Here is a 23,556-nt window from a genome sequence, read left to right as displayed (position 1 = left end):
ACGGCGGGCAAATGCCCGCCGTTTCTTTAACGCTGTTGCGCGTAGCGGGGAGGCTTTTCTGCCGCGCCGCGGCGCATCACCCGATCCAACACTTCGGCTTCCAGCTCTGCCAGACGCGCCGAGCCTCTTCGCCGTGGCCGGGGCAAATCGACCTGCAAATCCAGTCCTATCTGGCCTTCCTCTATCAGTAATACCCGATCAGCCATCGCGACCGCTTCACTGACATCGTGCGTGACCAACAGAACCGTGAAGTGGTACTGCTGCCACAGCGATTCGATGAGCTCCTGCATCTCGATTCGCGTTAAGGCGTCCAGCGCACCCAGAGGCTCATCCAGCAACAGCAGGCCGGGACGGTGAATTAACGCCCGGGCCAGTGCCACGCGCTGTTTCTGTCCACCGGATAAAGCGGCAGGCCAGTCTTGCGCTCTGTCCGCCAGGCCTACCGCTTCCAGCGCCTCCAGGGCGGCTTTACGCCATGCCTTGCCACGCAGGCCGAGAGCGACGTTATCAATCACTTTTTTCCACGGCAGCAGTCGCGCATCCTGGAACATTAACCGGGTTTCTTCACGTGCGGTCTGCAGCGGCGCATTGCCTGCCAGCAACTCGCCCTGGGTCGTGCTTTCCAGACCGGCCAGCAGACGCAGCAGGGTGCTTTTACCGCAGCCGCTGCGGCCGACTACGGCAACAAACTGGCCGGAAGGAATATGCAGATCGATATGATTCAGAATGGTGCGTTCACCGTATTTTTTACTGACGCCCTTCACACCTACGGGGGTACCCGCATTCAGACGCGCCGGGCTGGCGGAGTTTATCATGCTGTTTTCTCCTGACGTTGATAGGCCGGATGCCAGCGTAACCAGACGCGTTCCAGCAGCAGTGCGCTGACATCAGCCAGTTTTCCCAGCAGGGCATAAAGAATAATGGCGACCATCACCACATCGGTTTGCAGAAATTCACGGGCATTCATGGCCAGATAGCCAATCCCTGCGTTAGCCGAAATTGTCTCGGCGACGATCAGGGTCAGCCACATCAACCCTAAAGCAAAGCGGACGCCCACCATGATGCTCGGTAACGCACCCGGTAAGATCACCTGAACAAACAGGCTCCAGCCGGATAAGCCGTAGCTACGGGCCATCTCAACCAGCCCACGATCCACATTACGAATACCGTGATAGGTATTCAGGTAGATGGGAAACAGCGTACCCAGCGCCACCAGAAAAATTTTGGCTGACTCATCAATGCCAAACCACAGAATGACCAATGGGATCAGCGCAAGATGGGGCACGTTACGTAACATTTGCAGTGAGGTATCCAGCAAACGCTCACCCAGTCGCGAAGTGCCGGTAATTAATCCCAGTACCAGGCCGAGCGATCCGCCAATGCTAAAGCCAAGCAACGCTCGCCAGCTGCTGATGGCGAGATGCTGCCAGAGCTCTCCGCTGACAGCCAACTGCCAAAAGGTCGTCACAATCTTTTCCGGCGCTGGCAGGATACGGCTGGACAACCAGCCGGTCTGTGACGCAACTTGCCAGACCACCACCAGTAACACCGGCAGCAGCCAGGGCACCAGCGCCGCTGAGAAGGATTGACGTAGTCTGGTCATCGTTATCTCCTCAGGCCCGCGCGGCTTTTTTCTCTGGTGTAAAATCATTGGCGACCGCTTCACCGTGCGCCTGAACAACACGAGGCTGGGGAATCTGGGGAATAGCCAGATCCAGATGGGGGAACAGCAGCTCGCCGACGCGATAAGCCTCTTCCAGATGCGGATAACCAGAGAGAATAAAGGTTTCAATGCCCAGGGCTTCGTACTCTTTCATGCGAGCCGCTACGGTAGGCGCATCGCCAACCAGCGCGGTGCCTGCCCCGCTGCGCACCAGCCCAACGCCAGCCCAAAGGTTGGGGCTGATTTCCAGTTTATCGCGGCGTCCGCCGTGCAGGGCGGCCATGCGCTGTTGGCCTACCGAGTCGGTGCGCTGAAAGGCACTTTGCGCTTTGGCGATGGTGGCATCATCCACATTCGCGATCAGCTTATCGGCTGCCTGCCAGGCTTCCTCATTGGTTTCTCGCACGATGACATGCAGCCGGATGCCAAACCGGACTTTTCGGCCCTGTGCTGCGGCTTTCGCCCGCACCTGCTCAATTTTTTCTTTCACCAGTGCAGGGGGTTCGCCCCATGTCAGATAAACATCGACCTGTTCGGCAGCCAGATCCTGAGCGGGCTCTGACGAACCCCCGAACCACAGCGGCGGACGAGGCTGCTGTACCGGCTTAAACATCAGACGCGCACCTCGTACATGCACGTGCTTGCCTTCGTAATCCACCGTTTCGCCTTCCAGCACGCGGCGCCAGACGCGGGTAAATTCGGCCGATTCTGCATAGCGCTCACGGTGGTCAAGAAAGACGCCATCACCGGCCAGTTCCTCGGGATCGCCCCCGGTCACCAGGTTGAACAACGCGCGTCCGTTGGAAAGACGATCGAGCGTTGCAGCCTGGCGCGCCGCCTGGGTGGGGGAAATCACGCCAGGACGCAGCGCGACAAGGAAGCGCAGACGCTGCGTAACGGGGATCAGCGATGCGGCCACCAGCCAGGCATCCTCGCAGGAACGCCCGGTAGGGATCAGTACGCCGCCAAATCCCAGACGATCGGCAGCCTGGGCAACCTGTTGTAAATAGGCATGATCAACCGGACGCGCGCCCTCAGCCGTGCCAAGATAATGGCCGTCACCATGGGTTGGAAGGAACCAGAATACAGAAACACTCATTTTTCTCTCCTTATTGCGTCACGGCCTGGGGATGCCAGATGCGCTCGGCAATCGATACTTTTACGGGAATCAGATGATTGGCATAAAACAGATCGGCGGTTTTCTGCTGCATAGCAACCGTGCGCGCACTGACCGGACTGACCGGGCTGGGTGGACGGTGGTCCAGGTTGCTGGCAATGACGGCCTCAGGCAGACCGATCGATGTCGAAAGCAGATGAATACTCTGGTTACGTTCGCTACGCGTCAGGGCTTCGGCATCACTAAAGGCTTTTAACGTCGCTAAGACGAAGTCATTGTGTTCCTGCGCAAAATGGCGGGTTGCAAGGTAGAACGGCCCCGTCTGGTTCAGCGTGGTGCCGTCTTTCAACACGCGGACATTGCCCTGAAGCAGTACGGCAGAATAGTAGGGGTCCCATATTGCCCAGGCGTCCACGTTACCCTGCTGGAAAGCGGCGCGCGCATCGGCTGGCGTCAGATAAACCGGCTGGATATCTTTGATACTGAGACCCGCTTCTTCCAGCGCACGCAACAGCAGATTGTGCGAGCTGGAACCCTTTTGGAACGCCACCTTTTTGCCTTTGAGATCGGCAACCGACTTCAACGGACTGTTCTGGCTGACCAGGATGACCTCAGCTTTCGGCTTAGGCGGCTCTGAGCCGATATACAGCAAATCCGCCCCGGCTGCCTGGGCGAAAATAGGCGGAATGTCACCGGTGCTGCCAATATCAATACTGTTAACGTTCAGCGCTTCCAGCATTTGCGGTCCGGCCGGGAATTCGATCCATTGAATACGGGTAGCAGGGAAACGCTTCTCCAGCAGCTGATGCTCCTTGGCCAGCACCATACTGACCGATCCTTTTTGATAGCCGATGCGAACCTGTGCAGGGGCGGGTTCTGCGGCATTCACCTGTGCGCCTGCCACGAACATCCCTGCCATTAACCACGCGCTGATTATTCGTTTCATCATTGTTTCCTTACACAGCCAGGGCAACGGGCTGATGACGTCGGGACAGCGCCAGCCAGAACGTGTGCACCGCTTCCTCCAGACGGGTAGCCAGTACCGGATCCAGTTCCGGCTGGCGATCATAGTGATGAATTTGTTTATCTTCGGCGTAAACACCATGAAGCACTTCTTCGGCTTTCAGGGCGTTTAATACGGGCTTGAGTGCGTAATCCAGGGCCAGCATATGGCCAGCGCTGCCCCCGCTGGCTAACGGCAGCACCACTTTGTGGGCCAGCGCGCGTTCAGGTAACAGATCCAAAACGGTTTTTAGCGCGCCCGAGAAAGACGCCTTATAAACCGGCGTGGCAATGACCAGGCCATCAGCCTGAGCCAGGTCTTCGCTCAGGGCGAGAATAGCCGGGGAATCGAAGCGGGCGTTGATCAGATCCTCAGGCTGAAAGTTATGAATATTCCAGGGAATAACCTCAACACCGGATGCTTCCAGTTTGCGCTGGCACAGCGCTAATAACGATGTGGACCGTGAAGGAAATCTCGGACTACCTGCCAGGGTGAGCACTCTCATTACGACTCCTTATAACTGAAAGTTATTGATTATCTTTTGTTGAGAACTGATGCTTTCATCCTGGCAGAGGCGACGGCACGGCTTAAATGATTTTTCTGACAATCTAAAGGTGAAAACCGGCAAAAGGCCTGAAGCGAGAGCGCCGCGTCTCTGAGAAAGACCTGATGCGACAAATCTTAAAAACGCCAGGACGGGCGAGTCGATACATTAATCCGTGTGAATAAAATTCGTTTAAACCCGGAAATCCGTACATTTGGTTACTTGAGTATCAGAAAAGTGAAACATTCAGGTGAAACGAAAAACACGCCTTTCGCTTTTTTAAATTCACATGAGGAAGGAAAAAGAAAAAAGAATTAAAATTCAACGTTATTTAACGCGATGGCGAGAGGGGATTAGGAATAGTTGCATCAGGCGGTGCGTGTTAAGCGCAGCAGTCTGGCGAAGTTTTTAACAACAATTCATTTTTAGTTACAGATGTCCGGCCTGTAAACCCCCTGAACAGACGGCCGTGCCTAAATGGTTCCTCAACGGGGAGATGATTATCAGCGAGCTATTCTTCAGATTTTCTAACCATGGTTTTTGTCACATTCGGACCCTGTTGAGATTGAGGCAGGCATTTTAGTCATTCAGGCAGTAAAATGTCTCTGCTCAATGTAAGCGCCTGTTATTTTAAAATTACTATTTGCCTTTGGTCAGTGCCTGTCTCGGGCTGGTGGATTTATTTGTCCTTTTCTAACAGCAGAGAAAACCTGTATGTCTGACATCCTGTTATCGGTCATTATTCCCACTTACAATGTTGAAAAATATATTGTCGAATGTGTGGATTCATTATTAAGACAAATTAGCGCGCCAAACGAAATTATCATTGTTAACGACAGTTCTACCGATGGAACCGTGGCGTTAATTGAACAGCACTATGGCCATCTTCCTCAGGTGAAACTGATCACTATTGCCAACGGTGGCGCAGGTAATGCGCGTGATAAAGGCGTTGAGGTCGCTGAAGGGCAGTTCGTTTTCTTTTGCGACCCGGATGATGTGGTGGTGGAAGGATTCGTCAATGAGCTGGCCCAGGTTGTCGACAATTATCCCGATACCGATTTATTTTGTTTTAATTCCAGCGCTTACCGCGAAGACAAACCGGACGTGACGTGGCCTAAAGTCAGGCATAACCTGACCGGCATTCAGAAGCCACAGGATGTCCTGCTAAGTTTGCTGCATAATGGCTCCTATACGTCGGCGGCCTGGAATTATGTGGTAAGAAAAACCGTTATCCAGCAGCATCATTTGCGCTTCGTCGATCGCGTGCATGAAGATCACAAATTTACCTTATCGGTATTTATGCATTGCCAACAGGCATGGGTCACTCGCCAGACGTATTACAAACAGCGTATCCGCGTTGGATCACTGACTAACAGCAGTAAAAGTCCTTCTTTTTTCGCCCAACGTTACAATGCGTTTATTGCTACCTATGACACCTTATGTTGTGCACAGACCCAAAGTGAATTAAAAAAGGCGCTGGAAAAAGCTTACCTTATTCACTCCTTCCGTTTAATGATCTATCTGTCGCTCTACAATCAAACGCCTGTACCGGAATATGTGCTCAATGCGATTCGATATCTGGGGCGCCGAATTAAAGCCGGCAGCCTCAAAGAATGGCTGCTGCTTAACCGTCCGGAAACCTTCATTTTATTGCAAAGCCATAAAGTGAAGAAAGAACTCAAACGCGTTCCGTAATTCCTAAAAATGGGACCTGATGTTGTTTGCACCTGAGCGAAATGAGAAGGTGAGACATGCAATGTGTATAAGGTTGTTGCGACATGGCAAAAGTGCTCGATAAAAGTTTAGTAGTGAATATCTTATCTTTGCTGGCGTACCGGGGAGCCTCGTTCCTGTTTCCGCTGGCGACGCTCCCCTATCTGGCGCGCGTGCTGGGGGTGGACCATATGGGGATTCTGGCGCTGGCGATTGCCTGCGTCCTTTACTGCAGTACCATCTCCGACTGGGGATTCAATGTTTTTACCACTAAGGACATTGCCCATCACCGTGACGATAAGGCACGTGTTACCCAGCTTTTTTGGTCCACCTTTAACGCCAAGCTGATGCTGTTACTGGTTACCAGCGGTACGTTACTCACTGCGACGTGGTTTAATCCGTCCTGGCATTCGCTGTTCTTTATTATTCTGGCCAACTGCACCACCTTAATCGGCTCACTGTTTTCGTTTGGTTGGTTAATGCAGGGCTTCGAAAAGCTGGGCAAAACCGCAGTGATTGCCACTTTTGGTAACTTTTGTGCCATTCCGCTCACGTTCCTACTGGTTAAAACGCCGGACGATACCTGGCTGGCTGCGTTGATACCGGGCGCGGTATCGATCATCAATGCCATCATTACGCTGAAGTTTGTGCTGGAAATGAAGGTGATTGGCGCGTATCGCTTTGAACCACGCGAAATCAAACAGCGCATTACCGACAGTGCCGATGTCTTTATTGCCATCGCAGGTGCCAATCTGTTTAACAGCGTAAACGTCGTGATTCTGGCGTCGTTTACCTCGCACTATATGGTGGGGATCTATAACGGTGCGGACAGGCTGCGCAAGGCCGCCAACTCGGTGCCGGAGCAGATTGGTAGCGCGTTTTTCCCCCGCGTAAGCCACTTATTTGGGCGTGATAAAGCCGCCGCAGTGGCGGCGACGCGCAAAAGCCTGATGCTGTCGTTTGCGTTGAGCCTCTCTATCGTGATCTTCACCTGGCTGTTTGCCGATGAGGTTGTCGCACTGCTGTTAGGGAAAGACTTCCTGCCATCAGCGGATGTGCTGCGCGTCTTTGTACTCTGCTTCCTGTTTGGCAATATTGCCTATCCGGCGGGCCTGCAGATTTTGATTCCGCATGGACTGGCGCGGCAACGTATGATGGTAATGATGGTTGCGGGGGTGGTTAACGTCCCGGTGTGCTGTCTGCTGGCATGGAAGTTTGGGGCCATCGGTGCGGCCTGGTCGATGGTGCTGGCCGAGGTGCTGGTCTGTATTGGTATCTTCGGCATTATGGTGCGGCATAACATCTGGCGCGACTATGCTTTCCCGGACAGGCTGAATTCCCGTACAGCAAACGATTCCGTTGTGTAAGATCAAAACGACTTTAAACAGTCTTCCGACTTAGCGCCCCGCGATTTACTTTTGCGCCAGAGCACCTTACCATTCTGGCGCACAATTTCCCGTGCACTGATTTTCACCATCGCTTCCGTCTTCCAGGAGAGTGCATGTTTTACTCAATTGTCCGACCGGCGTTGTTCAGGCTCGATCCTGAACGTGCGCACCATCTCACCTTTCAGCAATTACGCTTTATGAGCGGCACGCCGCTGGAAATGATCATTCGCCAGCCTTTACCCTCGCGTCCGGTTACCTGCATGGGGCTGACCTTCGACAATGCTCTTGGCCTGGCGGCGGGCCTGGATAAAAACGCCGAGTGTATTGATGCATTTGGGGCAATGGGGTTCGGCTTTGTGGAGGTCGGAACAGTCACGCCGCGCGCGCAGGCGGGCAATGACAAGCCACGCATGTTTCGCTTAGTGGAAGCCGAAGGGATTATTAACCGCATGGGATTTAATAATCTCGGCGTTGATAACCTGGTTGAAAACGTAAAAAAATCCCGCTTTAAAGGCGTACTCGGGATCAATATTGGCAAAAATAAAGACACACCCGTGGAGCAGGGAAAAGACGATTATCTGATCTGTATGGAGAAGGTGTACGCGCACGCCGGTTATATCGCGATCAATATTTCATCACCCAATACGCCGGGTTTACGCTCGTTACAATATGGTGAGGCGCTGGACGATCTGCTCATTTCCATAAAAGCCAAACAGAAAGATCTGGAAAAACGGCATCTCAAATATGTGCCGGTGGCTGTTAAGATCGCGCCGGATCTTTCTGAAGACGAATTGATCCAGGTTGCCGACAGTTTAATACGTCACCAAATTGATGGTGTCATTGCGACCAATACCACGCTCGATCGTTCTCTGGTAAAGGGCCTGAAATATGGCGAAGAAATCGGTGGATTAAGTGGTCGTCCGGTACAGTCGCGCAGTACCGCCGTCATCCAGCGACTGTCGCAGGAGTTACAGGGAAGATTGCCCATTATTGGCGTAGGCGGTATTGATTCGCTTACTGCTGCGCGTGAAAAAATAGCAGCGGGCGCGACGTTGGTTCAAATTTATTCTGGCTTTATTTATAAAGGACCCGGTTTAATTAAAGATATCGTGACCCATATCTAAGACATTCGCCATAATAATGCGCCGGGGGGTTTATTTATCCCTCCGGCTCGTTTATATTTTGTCCTGTTGCACGATTTTTCAGCATGCATTTTTATTTTATGGATTTTTAGCTTTAGCGCAGCGGTAAATACAGGGCACATGATGAAAATTAAACCCGATGACAAATGGCGTTGGTTCTACGACGCAGAGCACGACCGTATGATGCTCGATCTGGCTGACGGTATGCTTTTTCGTTCCCGCTATGCACGTAAAATGCTGACCCCCGATGCTTTCACCGAATCCGGATTCTGTGTTGACGATGCGGCTCTTTATTTCACGTTCGAAGAGAAGTGTCGTCAAAGCCCGCTAAGCAGCGACCAGCGTGCCGAGCTGGTTTTAAATGCGCTGGTTGCCGCACGTTTCCTCAAGCCACTGATGCCGAAAAGCTGGCATTTCTCCGCGCACCGCCAGCCTATGCAGCCTGCGGTGGGTGAGATGGTGGCGGTGACGCTGGCGGACAGCGGCGAGCAGGCGCGTCTGCTGGTGGTTGAAAACGGTGATAATGCCGCACTCTGCTTACTGGCACAGCCCGCTCTGACGCTGGCGGGCAAGGGGATGGTGCTCGGCGATGCGATTAAAGTGATGAACGATCGGCTACAACCGCACCAGCAGGAAAAAACCACGCGCTATGCGCGCGCGGTGTAATTCAGATCACCTCGATATCGCTTGCAGGAATACAGCTGCAACTCAATATAGTGCCATCGTGACGGATGGCGCTTTGCTTTAAGGCGTTCACCTTTCCCGCAACCAGCGTTATTTTACAACTGCCGCACAGACCCGCCCGACACGAATAGGGAATGCGAAAGCCCTGGGCTTCAAGCTGCTCAAGTAAGACCTGCTGATTATCACCGCTGAAACGCTGGCCCTGCCAGGTGATGGTTACCTGCGCGGCGGGTTGCCGTTGCGGTTTCAGTGTTTCAGTCACCTCTCCTGGACCATAGGCGCGCGGCGACTGGCGTTTCAGTATCTTGACGGCGTCGCCAGCGCGAATAATACCGCTGTTGAGCGCGATCAGATTCAGGCCAAAATCAATGTCCCCGCTGCCGTCCTGCGCTGTCCGAAAGCCCTGCAGCGTGGTCAAAGGTTGCCCCTCAGGATGCTTCTGACCACTTTCCACGCCAATCGTGGTAAAAACACAGCGGCTACAGGGTTTTGGAACGGCGAAATTAACCTGACCGATAGCGATCTCCGCCCAGCTGTCTTCATCCCACGCAGGTGCGCCACTCACGACCAGGTTTGGCCTGAATTGTTCGATTCGCACGCTGGCGGGACAGCGCTGCTGTAAATCCTGCAGCGAAGCACTGTTCACGAGCAGGTAGGGATATCCATCGGCAAAGCCAAGTGGCACATCGGTAAAACGTTTGACGCGGCGCGAAGGCTGCGGTCCGACCCAGCGTAGCTGCACCGGTCGTGGAAAGAACGCACTCAGCCACTGGTTGACCGTCTCGGGTGCGATTCGTGAGGTAAACGTATTGCCCCAGACCTCCGTGGGCTGCTCAGCATGGGTAAAGTCGGCAAAACGAATGAGTGACTGGCTCCCGTCGGGGGCCTGTAAGAACAGACCGTCTGGCGTAATCGCCGGCGTGAACTGCACCATCTCCGGAAACTGACGCGCCGTAATAAAGGTTCCGTCAGGTTCGGTCACCATAAAAATACGGTCATAGGTTAACCCGCTACTGGCAGCCCAGGCATGTGAGACCTGCAACCCGCGCATGGATTTTACGGGATGGATAAATAAGCGGGAAAGCGTGATCATGAAAGTCTCCAGAAGCGGGCGCGCAAGACAAAAGAAGCTAACTTTATGACATAGGTCTGCGATTCGCTATAATGCGCAACAATTTTCTCAAGAGTAAAAAAGTGACGATATGAATTCTCTGTTTGCCAGCACGGCGCGTGGGCTCGAAGAGCTGTTAAAAAATGAGCTGGACGCGCTGGGCGCGCAGGATTTGCAAGTGGTACAGGGAGGCGTTCACTTTAAGGCCGATGACCGCGTAATGTACCAAAGCCTGATGTGGAGTCGTCTGGCTTCGCGTATTTTGCTGCCTCTGACCGAGGTCGGCGTTTACAGCGATCTCGATCTCTATCTGGGCGTGCAGGGCATTGACTGGCCCGCCATGTTCGGTAGCGACAAAACCTTCGTGGTGCACTTTAATGGCACCAACGATGAGATCCGTAATAGCCAGTTTGGCGCGCTGCGCGTCAAAGATGCGATTGTCGACAGTTTTACCCGTCGTAACCTGGCACGCCCGGACGTCGATCGTGAACAGGCCGATATTCGTATTAACGTCTGGCTTGATGACGACCGCGCCAGTATAGCTCTGGACTTAAGCGGCAGTGCCCTGCATCAGCGCGGCTATCGTCAGCAAACGGGTCAGGCGCCGCTGAAAGAAAACCTGGCCGCAGCGATTGTGATGCGTTCAGGCTGGCAGCCGTCCACGCCGCTCATCGATCCGATGTGTGGTTCAGGCACGTTACTGATCGAAGCTGCGCTGATGGCCTGCGACCGCGCGCCGGGTTTACTGCGTAACCAGTGGGGCTTCACGGCATGGGCCGGTTTTAACGAAAGCCTGTGGCGCGAGGTCAAGAGCGATGCTCAGGCCCGTGCCCGTGCCGGGACGGCGGCGTGCCAGGCGCGCTTTTTTGGTTATGACAATAATGGCCGGGTGCTGGAATGGGCAAAAGCGAATGCACGTCGTGCCGGCGTTTTTGAACTGTTCACCTTTGGCCAACAGGATTTGCTGAAGCTGCAGAATCCTCTTCAGACTGAGGTGACGGGAACGGTGCTCAGTAACCCACCTTACGGTGAACGTCTTGAAAGTGAGCCTGCGCTTATTGCGCTGCACAGCCAGCTCGGCCGGTTGATGAAGCAGCACTTCGCCGGCTGGAATCTGTCGCTGTTTAGCGCATCGCCCGAACTACTGAGCTGTCTGCAACTGCGTGCCGACCGTCAGTTCAAAGCCAAAAATGGCCCGCTGGACTGTGTGCAGAAAAACTATCAGCTGTCGGCCAACAGCGCTGAGCGCGGTAATCAGATTGCTGAAGATTACGCGAACCGCTTGCGCAAAAACCTCAAGAAGCTGGATAAGTGGGCGCGCCAGGAAGGTATTGAGTGCTACCGCATTTATGACGCCGATCTGCCGGACTATAATGTGGCCGTGGATCGCTATGCGGACTGGGTGGTGGTGCAGGAATATGCGCCACCCAAAACCATCGACGCGAATAAAGCCCGTCAGCGCCTGTTTGACGTGATTAGTGCCACGCTGAGCGTGTTGGAGCTGCCGTCAAACCGCTTAATCCTCAAGACGCGCGAACGTCAGAAGGGCAAAGCGCAGTATCAAAAGCTGAGTGAGAAGGGCGACTATTTTGAAGTGCAGGAATTTAACGCCCGTTTCCTGGTGAACCTGACTGACTATCTGGATACGGGATTGTTCCTCGATCACCGTATTGCCCGCAAGATGCTGGGTCAGATGAGTCAGGGCAAGGATTTCCTGAACCTGTTTGCTTACACCGGCTCTGCCAGCGTGCATGCGGGTCTGGGCGGCGCACGCTCTACCACCACCGTGGATATGTCGCGTACCTATCTGGAGTGGGCAGAGCGTAACCTGCGGCTGAACGGCCTCACCGGTCGTCAGCATCGCCTGCTGCATGCCGACTGCCTGAGCTGGCTGAACGAGAGCGACGAAAATTTCGATCTGATCTTTATCGATCCGCCCACGTTCTCTAACTCAAAACGTATGGAAGAGAGTTTTGATGTGCAGCGCGATCATATGATGCTGATGCGTAACCTGAAACGGCTGTTGCGTAAAGGCGGTACTATCATGTTCTCGAATAATAAACGTGGTTTCAAAATGGATCTGGATGGCCTTAACGCATTGGGGCTCCAGGCTCAGGACATCACTCAGAAAACCCTGTCACAGGATTTTGCGCGTAATCGCCAAATTCATAACTGCTGGCTGATCACTCATGCTGGTAAGGAATAAGTTTCATGTCATTGATTAGTATCCACGGCGCTTATCTGTCTTTTAGCGATGCGCCTCTGTTAGACAATACCGAACTGCATATCGAAGAAAATGAGCGCGTGTGTCTGGTTGGCCGAAACGGGGCGGGCAAATCCACACTGATGAAAATCATCAACGGCGAGCAGCCGCTGGATGACGGACGCATCATTTATGAAACCGATCTGGTCGTGGCGCGGCTCCAGCAGGATCCGCCGCGCAATATCACCGGATCAGTTTATGATTTTGTGGCAGAGGGCGTCGAAGAGCAGGCGGAGCATCTCAAAGCCTACCATGCGATCTCGCACCAGGTGATGGACGATCCCAGTGATAAAAATCTCAATGAGATGGCGCGTCTGCAGGGCATCCTGGATCATCACAATTTGTGGCAGCTGGAAAGTCGTATCATGGACGTGCTGCAGCAGATTGGTCTGTCGCCGGACACAGAACTGTCGTCTCTGTCCGGTGGCTGGTTGCGTAAAGCCGCGCTGGGGCGCGCGCTGGTCAGTAATCCTCGCGTACTGATGCTGGACGAGCCCACCAACCACCTTGATATTGAAACGATTGACTGGCTGGAGACCTTCCTGAAAAGCTTCAGCGGCAGTATCGTTTTTATCTCTCACGACCGTTCTTTTATCCGTAATATGGCCACCCGTATTGTGGATCTGGATCGTGGCAAGCTGGTTTCCTGGCCGGGTAACTATGACGCGTATCTGGAAGGCAAAGAAGAAGCCCTGCGCGTTGAAGAGATGCAAAATGCTGAGTTTGACCGCAAGCTGGCACAGGAAGAAGTCTGGATCCGTCAGGGCATCAAAGCACGTCGAACCCGTAATGAAGGCCGCGTTCGGGCGTTAAAAGCCTTACGTCGCGAGCGTTCAGAACGCCGTGAAGTCATGGGCAAAGCCAATATGCAGGTCGGTGAAGCATCACGCTCCGGCAAAATTGTCTTTGAACTGGAAAACGTGGACTACGCGGTAGACGGCAAGCAGCTGGTGAAAGATTTCTCAGCCCAGGTGCAGCGCGGGGACAAGATCGCCCTGATTGGGCCGAACGGCTGTGGTAAAACCACGTTACTGCGTCTGATGCTGCAACAGCTGAAGGCCGATCACGGTCGTGTGCACTCCGGAACCAAACTTGAAGTGGCCTATTTCGACCAGCACCGTGCGGAACTCGATCCCGATCGGACCGTGATGGACAACCTGGCGGAAGGCAAACAAGAGGTGCTGGTCAATGGTAAACCGCGTCACGTGTTGGGCTATCTGCAGGATTTCCTGTTCCATCCTAAACGCGCGATGACGCCGGTCAGGGCGCTGTCGGGTGGGGAGCGTAACCGCCTGCTGCTGGCGCGTCTGTTCCTGCGTCCCAGTAACCTGATGATCCTTGATGAACCGACCAATGACCTTGATGTGGAAACGCTGGAGCTGCTGGAAGAGCTCATCGACGGTTACCAGGGCACCGTGCTGCTGGTCAGTCACGATCGTCAGTTCGTTGACAACACCGTAACCGAATGCTGGATTTTTGAAGGCAACGGCGAGATAGGGACCTTTGTCGGCGGCTATCACGATGCGCAGCAGCAGCGCGCAGCGTACAAACAGCAAAAGGTGCAGGGCTCAGCAAAGGGGACAAATAGTGCCCTCAAGCCTGCCGATGCGAAAAATGACGCTGCCAAACGTAACGCGAACAAACTAAGCTATAACCTGACGCGTGAACTGGAACAGTTACCGCAAAAGCTGGAACAGTTAGAGGCGCGTATTGGCGAGCTTCAGGCCAAAATGAGTCATCCGGATTTTTTCAGTCAGCCACACGATAAAACGCAGCCGGTGCTCGATGAACTGGCTGACGTCGAACAGCAGCTGGAAACCGCCTTTGCGCGTTGGGAAGAGCTGGAATCAATGAGAAACGGCGCATAGTCATTAAGGGGCGGGAATGTGTTCAGCAGACAAAACGAACGCGTGGATGCTCTGTCCACAGTGCGACTTAATGGTAAAACTGCCGGCCATTCCCGTTGGCAGCCGAGCGTCCTGTCCGCGCTGCCATACCTCCCTGACCGTCAACTGGTCGGAGCCGCGTAAGCGTCCGACCGGTTACGCGCTGGCCGCGCTGTTTATGCTGGTGCTTGCCAATCTGTTTCCGTTTATCACCATGAAAGTCGCCGGGCTGTCCAGTCAGATCAGCCTGATGCAAATCCCCAGGGTGATGGTGGCCGACGATTACGCCAGCCTGGCCACACTGTTCCTGTTGTTTGTCCAGGGAATTCCCGCCTTTTGTATGATCACCATTGTCCTGCTGGTCAATCAGGTGAAAATGCCCGTCAGCCTGAAACTGGGCCTGGCGCGTATCCTTTTTCATATGCGCAACTGGGGAATGGCAGAAATCTTCATGGCCGGGGTGCTGGTCAGTTTCGTCAAGCTCATGGCCTATGGCGAAATTGGCCTCGAAACCAGCTTCTGGCCCTGGTGTCTGTTTTGCCTTTTGCAACTGCGCGCGTTTCAGTGTCTGGATCGCCGCTGGCTGTGGGATCGTATTGAAGCGATGCCGTCTTTACCCCATGCGCCCCAGGCAGGCGTAAGCGGATTAACCCAGGGCCTGCGCTCCTGTCCGTGCTGCACTGCGGTATTACCTGTGACACAGCGGGAATGTCCGCGCTGCGGCGTGGTTGCCGATGCCCGCCGTAAACACAGCCTGCAGTGGACACTGGCGCTGCTGATAACCTCCGTTATGCTTTATGTGCCCGCCAATCTGCTGCCGATTATGATTACCGAAACGCTGGGATCGGCGATGCCCTCGAACATCATGGCCGGGGTAATTTTACTTTGGGGCGATGGATCTTATCCGGTCGCGCTGGTGATTTTTATCGCCAGTATTATGGTTCCGTCTCTGAAGATGCTGGCGATTGGCTGGCTGTGCTGGGATGCCAGCGGACGCGGTCAGCGCGACAGCCATAAAATGCACCTGATCTATGAGGTGGTTGAGTTTGTTGGGCGTTGGTCAATGATCGACGTCTTTGTGATTGCCGTGCTCTCCGCGCTGGTGCGTATGGGACAGTTAATGAAAGTGTATCCGGCATGGGGAGCGGTGTTGTTTGCGCTGGTGGTGATTCTGACCATGATTGCAGCAATGACGTTTGACCCGCGCTTAACCTGGGATCGTGCTGGTGAGAAAAATATGAAGGAGCCGCATCTTGACGGAAAATAATCACGGTCATGCCAAAGTGGATCAGATTAAGCGCTGGTCACCGGTATGGATCGTCCCTATTGTCACGCTGTTAATTGGCGGCTGGATTCTGTTTTATCATTTTAGCCATCAGGGACCGGAAGTGACGCTGATCACCGAGAGCGCAGAGGGAATTGAAGCCGGGAAAACCACCATCAAAAGCCGCAGCGTCAATGTCGGTGTGGTCGAGAGTGCCGTCCTCACAGACGATCTCCATCACGTTGAGATTAAAGCCCGACTGAATTCAGGTATGGAAAAGCTGTTGCACAGTGACAGCGTATTTTGGGTCGTTAAGCCGCAGGTCGGTCGCGAAGGCATTACGGGCTTAGGAACGCTGCTGTCTGGTGCCTATATCGAGCTGCAGCCTGGTACCAAAAAAGATCCCCTGGATCAGTACACCTTGCTGGATGCGCCGCCGTTAGCGCCGCCTGATGCGAAGGGTATTCGTATTACACTCGACAGCAAAAAAGCGGGGCAGCTTAACGCTGGCGATCCGGTGCTGTTTCGCGGCTATCGTGTCGGCACCGTTGAAACCAGCAGCTTCGACACCGATAAGCGCATGATGACCTATCAGCTGTTTGTCGCCGCCCCTTACGATCGTCTGGTGACGACGAATGTGCGCTTCTGGAAAGACAGCGGCATCGCGGTGGATATGTCGGCATCAGGCATGCGGGTTGAAATGGGGTCGCTCACCACGCTTTTTAGCGGCGGGGTCAGCTTTGACGTGCCTGACGGCTGGGATTTAGGTAAGGCGGCGCAGAATCAGACTGAATATCACCTGTTTGACGATCAGCGCAGTATTCAGGATTCACTGTATACCAATCATATCGACTATCTGATGTTCTTCTCTGATTCGATTCGTGGATTGCAGGTGGGCGCGCCGGTTGAATTCCGCGGCATTCGTCTGGGTACCGTTGCGGAGGTGCCGTTCATGAATGCGGGCACTGCGCAGGCGCTGGATAATGACTACCGCGTGCCGGTGTTGATTCGCATTGAACCCGATCGCTTTATTAGCCGTCTGGGTGAAAACTTCGATCTTGAGCAGCATCTGCAGGACGGTAAGAAACGTGGCCTGCGCGGAACGTTGAAAACCGGCAACCTGTTGTCTGGCGCGCTGTTTGTCGATATCGACTTCTATGACAATGCCCCTGCCTATAAAGGGCCAGATAAAGTCGCGGGTTATGAAGTGATCCCGACGGTGAGTGGTGGCCTGAGCCAGATTCAGCAGAAACTGATGGCTGCGCTGGATAAAATTAACGGTCTACCGCTCAACAATATGGTGTCGGAAGCCACCGGAACGCTGAAGGAGAGCCAGAAAACTCTGCGCGATCTGCAACGTACCATCGACAACATTAACGTTGTAACCAGCAGTCCGGCGATGAAAACGCTGCCGGAAGAGACGCAGCAAACGCTACGTGAGCTCAACCGCAGTATGAAAGGCCTGCAGCCTGGCTCACCGGCCTACAGCAAGCTGGTGGGCGATATGCAACGGCTTGATCAGGTGCTGCGCGAACTGCAGCCAGTGCTGAAGACGCTAAATGCCAAAAGTAATGCGTTAGTGTTTGAAGCAAAACCGGGACAGGATCCCCAGCCGAAGAGGGCAAAACAATGAAAAAAGGACTCGTTTTTTTGGCCGCTCTCGCACTGAGTGCCTGTAGCAGCACGGTCAATACCACTTACTATCAGCTGCCCTCAGGGGCGGCCTCGATGCAGGTGATCGGCAGTGAGGCAAATGCACAGCCGACCTTATGGGTACAGCAGGTTGTGGTTCCGGACTATCTGGCGGGTAATGGGCTGGTGTATCAAACCAGCGATGTTAAATACGTTATCGCCGCCAACAATTTGTGGGCCAGCCCGCTCGATCAGCAGCTACAGCAAACGATGATAACCAATCTCACCAAAGCGTTACCGGGTCGGCTGGTAACCCAGACGTTAATGGGGCAGGAACATGACACCCTGAACATTACGGTCAACGATTTCCAGGGACGCTATGACGGCAAAGCGGTCATTAGCGGGCAGTGGACGCTGGAACATCAGGGACGCTTCACAAAGCAGGCTTTCAACCTGGTGTTGCCACAGCAGGAAGATGGCTATGATGCCCTTGTCAAAACCCTTGCTCAGGGCTGGCAGCAAATTGCGCAACAGATTGCCCGCAATGTGGCCTCTGAGAATTCGACAGGAACGGGCTTGTAGTTAACCTGTTGTTTCGGTTAGAGCTTATTTTCTGACATAACATCGGGTTTCTATATAAATCATGTGGATAAAGCAATAGGCTTACATCACGAAACAGAAAATTCATGTCTACTTCAGGTCACATTTGTGACATTGGCGTGAATATTGCGCATTGATCTTTTCATACAGAGCGAGTAAAACAAAAGGGTGGCTGAACATTTATTAGTCACCTTTTTCTTTCCACCAGATTCCACAGACCTTACATGAGGGACACGGAGTATGAAGAGACAGAAACGAGACCGCCTTGAGCGCGCCCATTCACGTGGTTATCAAGCAGGTATTACAGGACGCTCTAAAGAGATGTGTCCGTATCAAATGATAGATGCTAAGTCTCACTGGTTGGGAGGTTGGCGACAAGCCATGGAGGACAGGTCGGCTGCTGCTTAGCCGGATGTCACTGAAAAGGGATATAACCTCCGCACTAAGCGGAGGTTTTCGTTTCTGAGGAACGATTAGAACGCTGCGGTATCTTTAAACAGACCGACTTTTAAATCGCTGGCGGTGTAAATCAGATTACCGTCAACCAGCACTTCACCATCTGCAACGCCCATCACCAGTTTACGGTTGATCACACGCTTGAAGTGAATACGGTAGGTGACTTTTTTCGCCTCTGGCAGAACCTGGCCAGTGAATTTAACCTCGCCCACACCCAGCGCACGGCCTTTGCCTTCGCCGCCCAACCAGCCGAGATAGAAGCCAACCAACTGCCACATTGCATCAAGACCCAGGCAGCCGGGCATCACCGGATCGCCAATAAAGTGGCAACCAAAGAACCACAGGTCCGGATTGATATCCAGTTCAGCTTCTACGAAGCCTTTATCGTATTTACCACCGTCTTCGGTCATTTTGACCACGCGGTCCATCATCAGCATATTGCCGGATGGAAGCGGCGGACCATTTTCGCCGAACAGTTCACCGCGACCGGACAGAATCAGGTCTTCTTTGGTATAGGATTCGCGTTTATCTACCATGTTCTTAATATGCCTTCTTTTAGTGAATCACGAATATTAGCGAACAGTTGTACGCTGAGCAAACAGGATTAGCGGTGGTTAAACCAGTTAAGCCAGCGCAGCGGCCAGGATCGCGGTGAGGGCTCAGGCTGATTCATCTGACTGATGCGCTCCTGAATGGTGCGCAGCAGGCATTCGCCTTCGCCGTCTTCCGTATTCCATATTTTCCCCGTAAGCAGCGGCAGCGCTTCATCCGCACTGTCGATCGCCCAGATATGGAAGCGTCCTTCTTCCACCGCGCTCACCACCTGTTGGTTAAGGCTAAGGTGACGAACGTTACAGGCGGGAATAATGACACCCTGCTGACCGGTTAACTCGCGCTGATGGCAGATATCAAAGAATCCTTCAATCTTCTCATTCAGCCCACCAACCGGTTGCACATTACCAAACTGATCCACCGAGCCCGTAACCGCAATCTGCTGATTCAGTGGCGCACCGGCAAGGGCGCTGATTAATGCGCACAGTTCTGCCAGCGATGCACTGTCGCCGTCAACTTCGGAATAGGATTGTTCAAATACCAGCGAAGCGGAAAAGGGCAGTTGCTGATCCAGCTCCAGTTCAGCAATTAAATAGGCCTGCATAATCATCATGCCTTTCGCATGAATATTGCCGCCTAACTCCGCTTTGCGTTCGACGTCGGTGAATTCACCGTCGCCAGGATGCACCACACAGGTAATACGGCAGGGATCGCCCCAGGCGCGCGGATGACCGGGATATTCCACAACGGACAGGCCGTTTATCTGGCCGACGACCTCACCTTCCGTTTCAACCAAAATCTGTCGTAGCAGGATTTCATCACGCATACGTTCATTAAGGTAGTTTTCACGCCACAGGCGTGCTTCCAGGGCGTCACGCAGCGCTTCAGCACTGAGCGTCTCTCCCATCAGCGCGGTCTCGCGCAGCTGGCGCAGCAGCCAGCGAGGGCAGAGCGGAAGCGTATCCTGATCGCCGCTGTAACGTACACCTTCTTTGATGAGTTCGGGCCAGAAGTCTTCGTCGGGTGCAGCAATATCAGCCTGCCCGGCCAGATCGACCGTCCAGCGACACCATGCGAGCATGTCGTCTTCATCCACAATCTGAATATTTTCTTCAAATTCGGTGTAGATCGCCATTTCATGCGCTTCAGCATCCAGCTCCTGAAAATCGGCCAGCGTATCGCGCTCGCCACAGAGCACCAGATTAAGCTTGAGCGGGAGCGGAGGCACGGAAACCGGCAGGGGACGACGTTCGTCCTGGGATTGCCACTCGATGTAGCCTTGCTCAATGCTCTTTTTCAGACGCAGCCACAGCAGCGGCTGAGTGAGTAAAGCACGAAGTGAAAGGACTAACGTTCCGCCATTGGCGCGATGGATCAGCCCTGGCTCAAGTTGGATCCGATCTTTGTGCATCCGCACGCAGCCAAACAGCTGCTCCTGCTCGATCCAGTCAGCATAGTGAATCCCGCCCTGGCTGGTAAAAGGGCGCTGGCTGTCGGTAGGCGGTTGCAACGTGACGTTGTCGGCCAGAATATGGTAGTCACCGCCTGACAGGGTTGATGACTCACCCATAACGCGTTGAGCCGCCTCTGCTATCAGCGCAAGGTATTCACGGTTTTCCTGGCTGCGAACCAGCAGCAGGGGAAGACCCTGACTTTGATGATGTAAGTGGGCCAGCGCGTTCAGCAGTCGGGGCTGTACCGTTGCCAGGGCATCGGTCTCTTCATCAGCGATTCGGGAGAAAACGGATTGATATTGCGTGCTATCCGGCTGTAAGGTTTGCCACGTAAGTTGAGTGCTGGTCAAAATAATCGCATTTGTCTGTTTTGAGAAAAGCGAGATTATACAGGATTCACCCTGCTTAAGCACTGCAGAGTTCATTCAGATGTTGTGACGCTGGCAGCATGTTTTTCGTTGCTGCATCCGGTAAAAAAGCTGTTATTCTTAGTTTGTTACGCGATCACGATGAGATTCCGATGAAATACCAGCAGCTCGAAAATCTTGAAAGTGGATGGAAGTGGAAATACCTGGTGAAAAAACATCGGGAGGGTGAACTGATCACGCGTCACCTTGAACTTAGCGCTGCGCAGGCCGCGGTGGATAAATTACTGGTGATGGAAAATAATCCGGTAGAGATAAACAACTGGATCAGCCAGCATATTCACCCCGACCTCGATAACCGGCTTAAGCAAACTATCCGCGCCCGGCGTAAACGTCACTTCAATGCTGAGCACCAGCACACCCGAAAAAAATCAATCGATCTGGAATATCTGGTCTGGCAGCGACTGGCAGGGCTGGCGCAACGTCGTAACAATACGCTGTCTGAAACCATCGTACAGCTTATTGAAGATGCCGAACGTAAAGAGAAGTATGCCAGTCAGATGTCAACGTTAAAGCAGGATCTGCAGGCAATATTAGGTCATCCAGGGTCTGAAAAAGAGTCCTGAGTTCACGCGAGAGATTACGGATTCAGATTCCGCGATACGGGATGAGCAGCATTGATAAATTCAGGCCAAAAAAAACCCCGCATAAGCGGGGTTTTTTCATAACGGATAACTTAAGCCTGTGGCTGAGTTACCACGTCTTTGATGCCTTTAACGTCGATTTCTACACGACGGTCTGGCGCCAGGCAGTCGATCAGGGCCTTACGACCTTTCACGCTGTCACAGGTGTTGCCAGTTACTGGGTTAGATTCACCCATGCCGCGAGCAGAGATCTTGTTAGCAGGGATCCCTTTAGATACCAGGTAATCCACTACTGACTGAGCACGTTTCTCAGACAGTTTCTGGTTGTACTGCTCTGAACCGATGCGATCGGTGAAGCCCAGAACAACGACTGAACCGTCTTTAGGATCCATGGAGCTCAGCTGGCTGTACAGCTGATCCAAAGCCTGCTGACCTTCTGGCTTCAGGGTTGATTTGTTGAAGGTGAACAGAACGTCTGATTTCAGAGTGAAACGCTTAGTCTGTACCACTGGCGCTGGAGCTGGTGCTGGAGCCGGAGCTGGCGCAGCAACATCATCCTGACCGAAGCGGTAAGAAACACCCAGGCTCAGCATGCCGTTGTCTGGACGAGCACCAACGGTCTGTGCATCACCGATGTTGTTAACCCACTGGTAATCCAGACGGGTTGCCCAGTTTTTGGTCAGAGCATATTCAACACCAACGGCTGCCAGTGGAGAAACACCGGTGTCGTGGTCGCTGATGCGAGTGCCAGTAGCCAGGTTCTGCTGAGTAGAGTCTGCACGCCATACCATGCCACCCAGGCGGGTATAGATGTCCAGATCGTCTGCGATTGGGTAGCTCAGTTTAGCAGCCAGCTGGATGCCCTGTGCTTTGAATGCGCCATTTACCTGGTTGCCTTTATTAGGCATACGGCCTAACCAGTCATAGCCCAGTTCGAAACCCAGGTATGGGTTAGCCTGGTAACCAGCGAACGCGCCTGCGCCCAGTTGGCTTTCATGAGTTGGACCGTCGTTGTTTTGGTAACCGTGACCGTAGTAGCCAGTGTCGTGATACTGAGACCAGCCCAGTTTAGCACCGGTGTACCAGGTGTTATCTTTTGGGGCGGCCTGCGCTACGGTAGCGAAGCCAGCCAGTGCCACTGCAATTGCGATAGCTGTCTTTTTCATTTTGCGCCTCGTTATCATCCAAATAGGCAATGAGCATAAAGGTTGCTCTTGGTTTAATCCTTCGCCGGGTCAAAACGCTCGCTTATGACTCTACCGCAAAAAACGGAGGTTATTGAGCACCCTGGCGAGATAAAGTCTACAACGAGATTGGAAACTTACAAGTGTGATGTGAGGCACTTATGTAAAAAAACAGTGTTTTATACATAAATTCTAACAATTTACCCTGAACTTCTGTGAGGCGCTTACCCCACAAAATGGGGGCTAAGCCGTTGTCATTGCTGGGGGGAGCAGAATCAGTGCCTTAGCCTTGAGCGAGATAAAAAACTGCTTGAGATAAATCTCATTTTTTACTTAATGAAACAAATCAGACTGAATTTTTAGCGAGTTTTCTGGTCTTACTGCCGTTTTGAGGGTTTCACCCGAGCGTAAAATCAGTCCCAACGCCTTTCCTTCCGCTGCTGCACGTTCAAGTTCACGACGTTCGTCCACGTCTAATTCATAAGGAATCCAGGCCAAAACCACGCTGTAATTTCCTGTGCGCAGCGCTTTGATCATCGCTTCAACGGCATTGTAACGTTCAGCATCGGCGATATGCATACTTTTCTCAAGTGGCAAACCGGCTTCCTGCATCCAGACCCGGCTCAACTTGTGCGCGGGGGTTAACCACAGCTGCCAGCGAGACTGCTGGCTTAATTGCTGAAGCAGTGGTAACAGCAGCATCTGCATCATTCCGGGTTGTTCGCTATAGCGTAATTCAGTAATCCAGCCTTTATGAGTAGCCGGAACAGAGGACGAAGCGTAACGGTGAGCAGAGCATACATTACTGGTATGTTGGGTGCGCATAAATTAATCACTCAGCAGTTGACTGTATGGATGTACAGTAATGGCATCCTGGATAAAGATCAACCT

21 protein-coding genes are annotated in these 23,556 nt (G+C 53.2%); 11 read left to right on the top strand and 10 right to left on the bottom strand.

Annotated features, from left to right (window positions below):
• Nucleotides 1–26 precede the first annotated feature (26 nt).
• The 5 genes from ssuB to ssuE are packed head-to-tail and all read right to left on the bottom strand — an operon-like array spanning nucleotide 27 to nucleotide 4,288.
• Nucleotides 27–815: an aliphatic sulfonates ABC transporter ATP-binding protein gene (gene ssuB, locus NXS97_RS06095; protein WP_015700642.1), complete on the bottom strand. Its 789-nt coding sequence runs from the start codon at nucleotides 813–815 to the stop codon at nucleotides 27–29.
• Nucleotides 812–1,603 (bottom strand): aliphatic sulfonate ABC transporter permease SsuC, encoded by a 792-nt coding sequence (gene ssuC / locus NXS97_RS06090; protein ID WP_014606182.1) that lies wholly within the window; start codon nucleotides 1,601–1,603, stop codon nucleotides 812–814. Before ssuC ends, ssuB begins: the two co-directional genes overlap by 4 nt.
• Before the next feature lie 10 nt (nucleotides 1,604–1,613).
• The gene (ssuD, locus tag NXS97_RS06085) at nucleotides 1,614–2,762 is read right to left on the bottom strand and encodes an FMNH2-dependent alkanesulfonate monooxygenase (protein ID WP_014593339.1); all 1,149 of its coding nucleotides are present in this window, start codon (nucleotides 2,760–2,762) and stop codon (nucleotides 1,614–1,616) included.
• 10 nt (nucleotides 2,763–2,772) lie between these two features.
• Nucleotides 2,773–3,726, bottom strand: coding sequence for a sulfonate ABC transporter substrate-binding protein (locus NXS97_RS06080; RefSeq protein ID WP_116219563.1), 954 nt, complete (start codon nucleotides 3,724–3,726; stop codon nucleotides 2,773–2,775).
• A 10-nt stretch (nucleotides 3,727–3,736) separates the two neighbouring features.
• Nucleotides 3,737–4,288: an NADPH-dependent FMN reductase gene (ssuE, locus tag NXS97_RS06075; RefSeq protein ID WP_013025264.1), complete on the bottom strand. Its 552-nt coding sequence runs from the start codon at nucleotides 4,286–4,288 to the stop codon at nucleotides 3,737–3,739.
• A 753-nt stretch (nucleotides 4,289–5,041) separates the two neighbouring features.
• On the opposite strand from ssuE, the gene NXS97_RS06070 reads away from it, so the two are divergent.
• The 4 genes from NXS97_RS06070 to NXS97_RS06055 all read left to right on the top strand — a co-directional run bounded on the left by NXS97_RS06070 (nucleotide 5,042) and on the right by NXS97_RS06055 (nucleotide 9,236).
• A complete protein-coding gene (locus NXS97_RS06070) occupies nucleotides 5,042–6,022 on the top strand; it encodes a glycosyltransferase (RefSeq protein ID WP_014606180.1) in 981 nt (326 codons plus the stop codon).
• 83 nt (nucleotides 6,023–6,105) lie between these two features.
• On the top strand, nucleotides 6,106–7,407 hold the full coding sequence (locus NXS97_RS06065; RefSeq protein ID WP_013025266.1) for a flippase: 1,302 nt from the start codon (nucleotides 6,106–6,108) through the stop codon (nucleotides 7,405–7,407).
• 134 nt (nucleotides 7,408–7,541) lie between these two features.
• Nucleotides 7,542–8,552: a quinone-dependent dihydroorotate dehydrogenase gene (gene pyrD / locus NXS97_RS06060; RefSeq protein ID WP_029569847.1), complete on the top strand. Its 1,011-nt coding sequence runs from the start codon at nucleotides 7,542–7,544 to the stop codon at nucleotides 8,550–8,552.
• A gap of 141 nt (nucleotides 8,553–8,693) precedes the next feature.
• Nucleotides 8,694–9,236 carry a cell division protein ZapC gene (locus tag NXS97_RS06055; protein WP_015700640.1) on the top strand — a complete coding sequence of 181 codons (543 nt, stop codon included), beginning with the start codon at nucleotides 8,694–8,696 and terminating at the stop codon, nucleotides 9,234–9,236.
• A gap of 1 nt (nucleotide 9,237) precedes the next feature.
• On the opposite strand, the gene NXS97_RS06050 is transcribed toward NXS97_RS06055, so the two are convergent.
• Nucleotides 9,238–10,347, bottom strand: coding sequence for a YcbX family protein (locus tag NXS97_RS06050; protein ID WP_015700639.1), 1,110 nt, complete (start codon nucleotides 10,345–10,347; stop codon nucleotides 9,238–9,240).
• Nucleotides 10,348–10,456: 109 nt separating this feature from the next.
• On the opposite strand from NXS97_RS06050, the gene rlmKL reads away from it, so the two are divergent.
• The 6 genes from rlmKL (at nucleotide 10,457) to rmf (ending at nucleotide 18,418) form a co-directional block, all read left to right on the top strand.
• Entirely contained in the window at nucleotides 10,457–12,571 is a 2,115-nt protein-coding gene (gene rlmKL, locus NXS97_RS06045; protein WP_013025270.1) for a bifunctional 23S rRNA (guanine(2069)-N(7))-methyltransferase RlmK/23S rRNA (guanine(2445)-N(2))-methyltransferase RlmL, read from the top strand.
• Between the two features lie 5 nt (nucleotides 12,572–12,576).
• Entirely contained in the window at nucleotides 12,577–14,496 is a 1,920-nt protein-coding gene (locus NXS97_RS06040) for an ABC transporter ATP-binding protein (protein WP_013025271.1), read from the top strand.
• Nucleotides 14,497–14,512: 16 nt separating this feature from the next.
• A complete protein-coding gene (gene pqiA, locus NXS97_RS06035; RefSeq protein ID WP_013025272.1) occupies nucleotides 14,513–15,781 on the top strand; it encodes a membrane integrity-associated transporter subunit PqiA in 1,269 nt (422 codons plus the stop codon).
• Nucleotides 15,768–17,411, top strand: a complete 1,644-nt coding sequence (pqiB, locus tag NXS97_RS06030; protein ID WP_259231801.1) for an intermembrane transport protein PqiB — start codon at nucleotides 15,768–15,770, stop codon at nucleotides 17,409–17,411. The genes pqiA and pqiB overlap by 14 nt, the downstream gene beginning before the upstream one ends.
• The gene (pqiC, locus tag NXS97_RS06025) at nucleotides 17,408–17,992 is read left to right on the top strand and encodes a membrane integrity-associated transporter subunit PqiC (protein ID WP_013025274.1); all 585 of its coding nucleotides are present in this window, start codon (nucleotides 17,408–17,410) and stop codon (nucleotides 17,990–17,992) included. Before pqiB ends, pqiC begins: the two co-directional genes overlap by 4 nt.
• A gap of 258 nt (nucleotides 17,993–18,250) precedes the next feature.
• A complete protein-coding gene (gene rmf, locus NXS97_RS06020; RefSeq protein WP_006118662.1) occupies nucleotides 18,251–18,418 on the top strand; it encodes a ribosome modulation factor in 168 nt (55 codons plus the stop codon).
• A gap of 65 nt (nucleotides 18,419–18,483) precedes the next feature.
• On the opposite strand, the gene fabA is transcribed toward rmf, so the two are convergent.
• Together fabA and NXS97_RS06010 are read right to left on the bottom strand one after the other, a co-directional pair.
• Entirely contained in the window at nucleotides 18,484–19,002 is a 519-nt protein-coding gene (gene fabA / locus NXS97_RS06015) for a bifunctional 3-hydroxydecanoyl-ACP dehydratase/trans-2-decenoyl-ACP isomerase (protein WP_008925876.1), read from the bottom strand.
• Between the two features lie 68 nt (nucleotides 19,003–19,070).
• Nucleotides 19,071–20,897: a Lon protease family protein gene (locus NXS97_RS06010; protein ID WP_013025275.1), complete on the bottom strand. Its 1,827-nt coding sequence runs from the start codon at nucleotides 20,895–20,897 to the stop codon at nucleotides 19,071–19,073.
• A 95-nt stretch (nucleotides 20,898–20,992) separates the two neighbouring features.
• Here NXS97_RS06010 and matP point away from each other — a divergent pair, with 95 nt between their 5' ends.
• Complete coding sequence (gene matP / locus NXS97_RS06005) at nucleotides 20,993–21,463, top strand: macrodomain Ter protein MatP (protein WP_014606174.1); 471 nt, start codon at nucleotides 20,993–20,995, stop codon at nucleotides 21,461–21,463.
• Between the two features lie 110 nt (nucleotides 21,464–21,573).
• Here matP and ompA read toward each other — a convergent pair whose 3' ends face one another.
• Together ompA and sulA are read right to left on the bottom strand one after the other, a co-directional pair.
• The gene (gene ompA, locus NXS97_RS06000; RefSeq protein ID WP_015700636.1) at nucleotides 21,574–22,647 is read right to left on the bottom strand and encodes a porin OmpA; all 1,074 of its coding nucleotides are present in this window, start codon (nucleotides 22,645–22,647) and stop codon (nucleotides 21,574–21,576) included.
• A 351-nt stretch (nucleotides 22,648–22,998) separates the two neighbouring features.
• Nucleotides 22,999–23,490: an SOS-induced cell division inhibitor SulA gene (sulA, locus tag NXS97_RS05995; protein WP_013025278.1), complete on the bottom strand. Its 492-nt coding sequence runs from the start codon at nucleotides 23,488–23,490 to the stop codon at nucleotides 22,999–23,001.
• Nucleotides 23,491–23,556: the final 66 nt, after the last annotated feature.

The organism is Pantoea sp. B623 (genome assembly GCF_024814475.1).
GTDB classification, from domain to species: Bacteria; Pseudomonadota; Gammaproteobacteria; order Enterobacterales; family Enterobacteriaceae; genus Pantoea; species Pantoea ananatis.
Note: the sequence above shows the minus strand (reverse complement) of the source record. Positions and strands in the feature narration are given on the sequence as shown.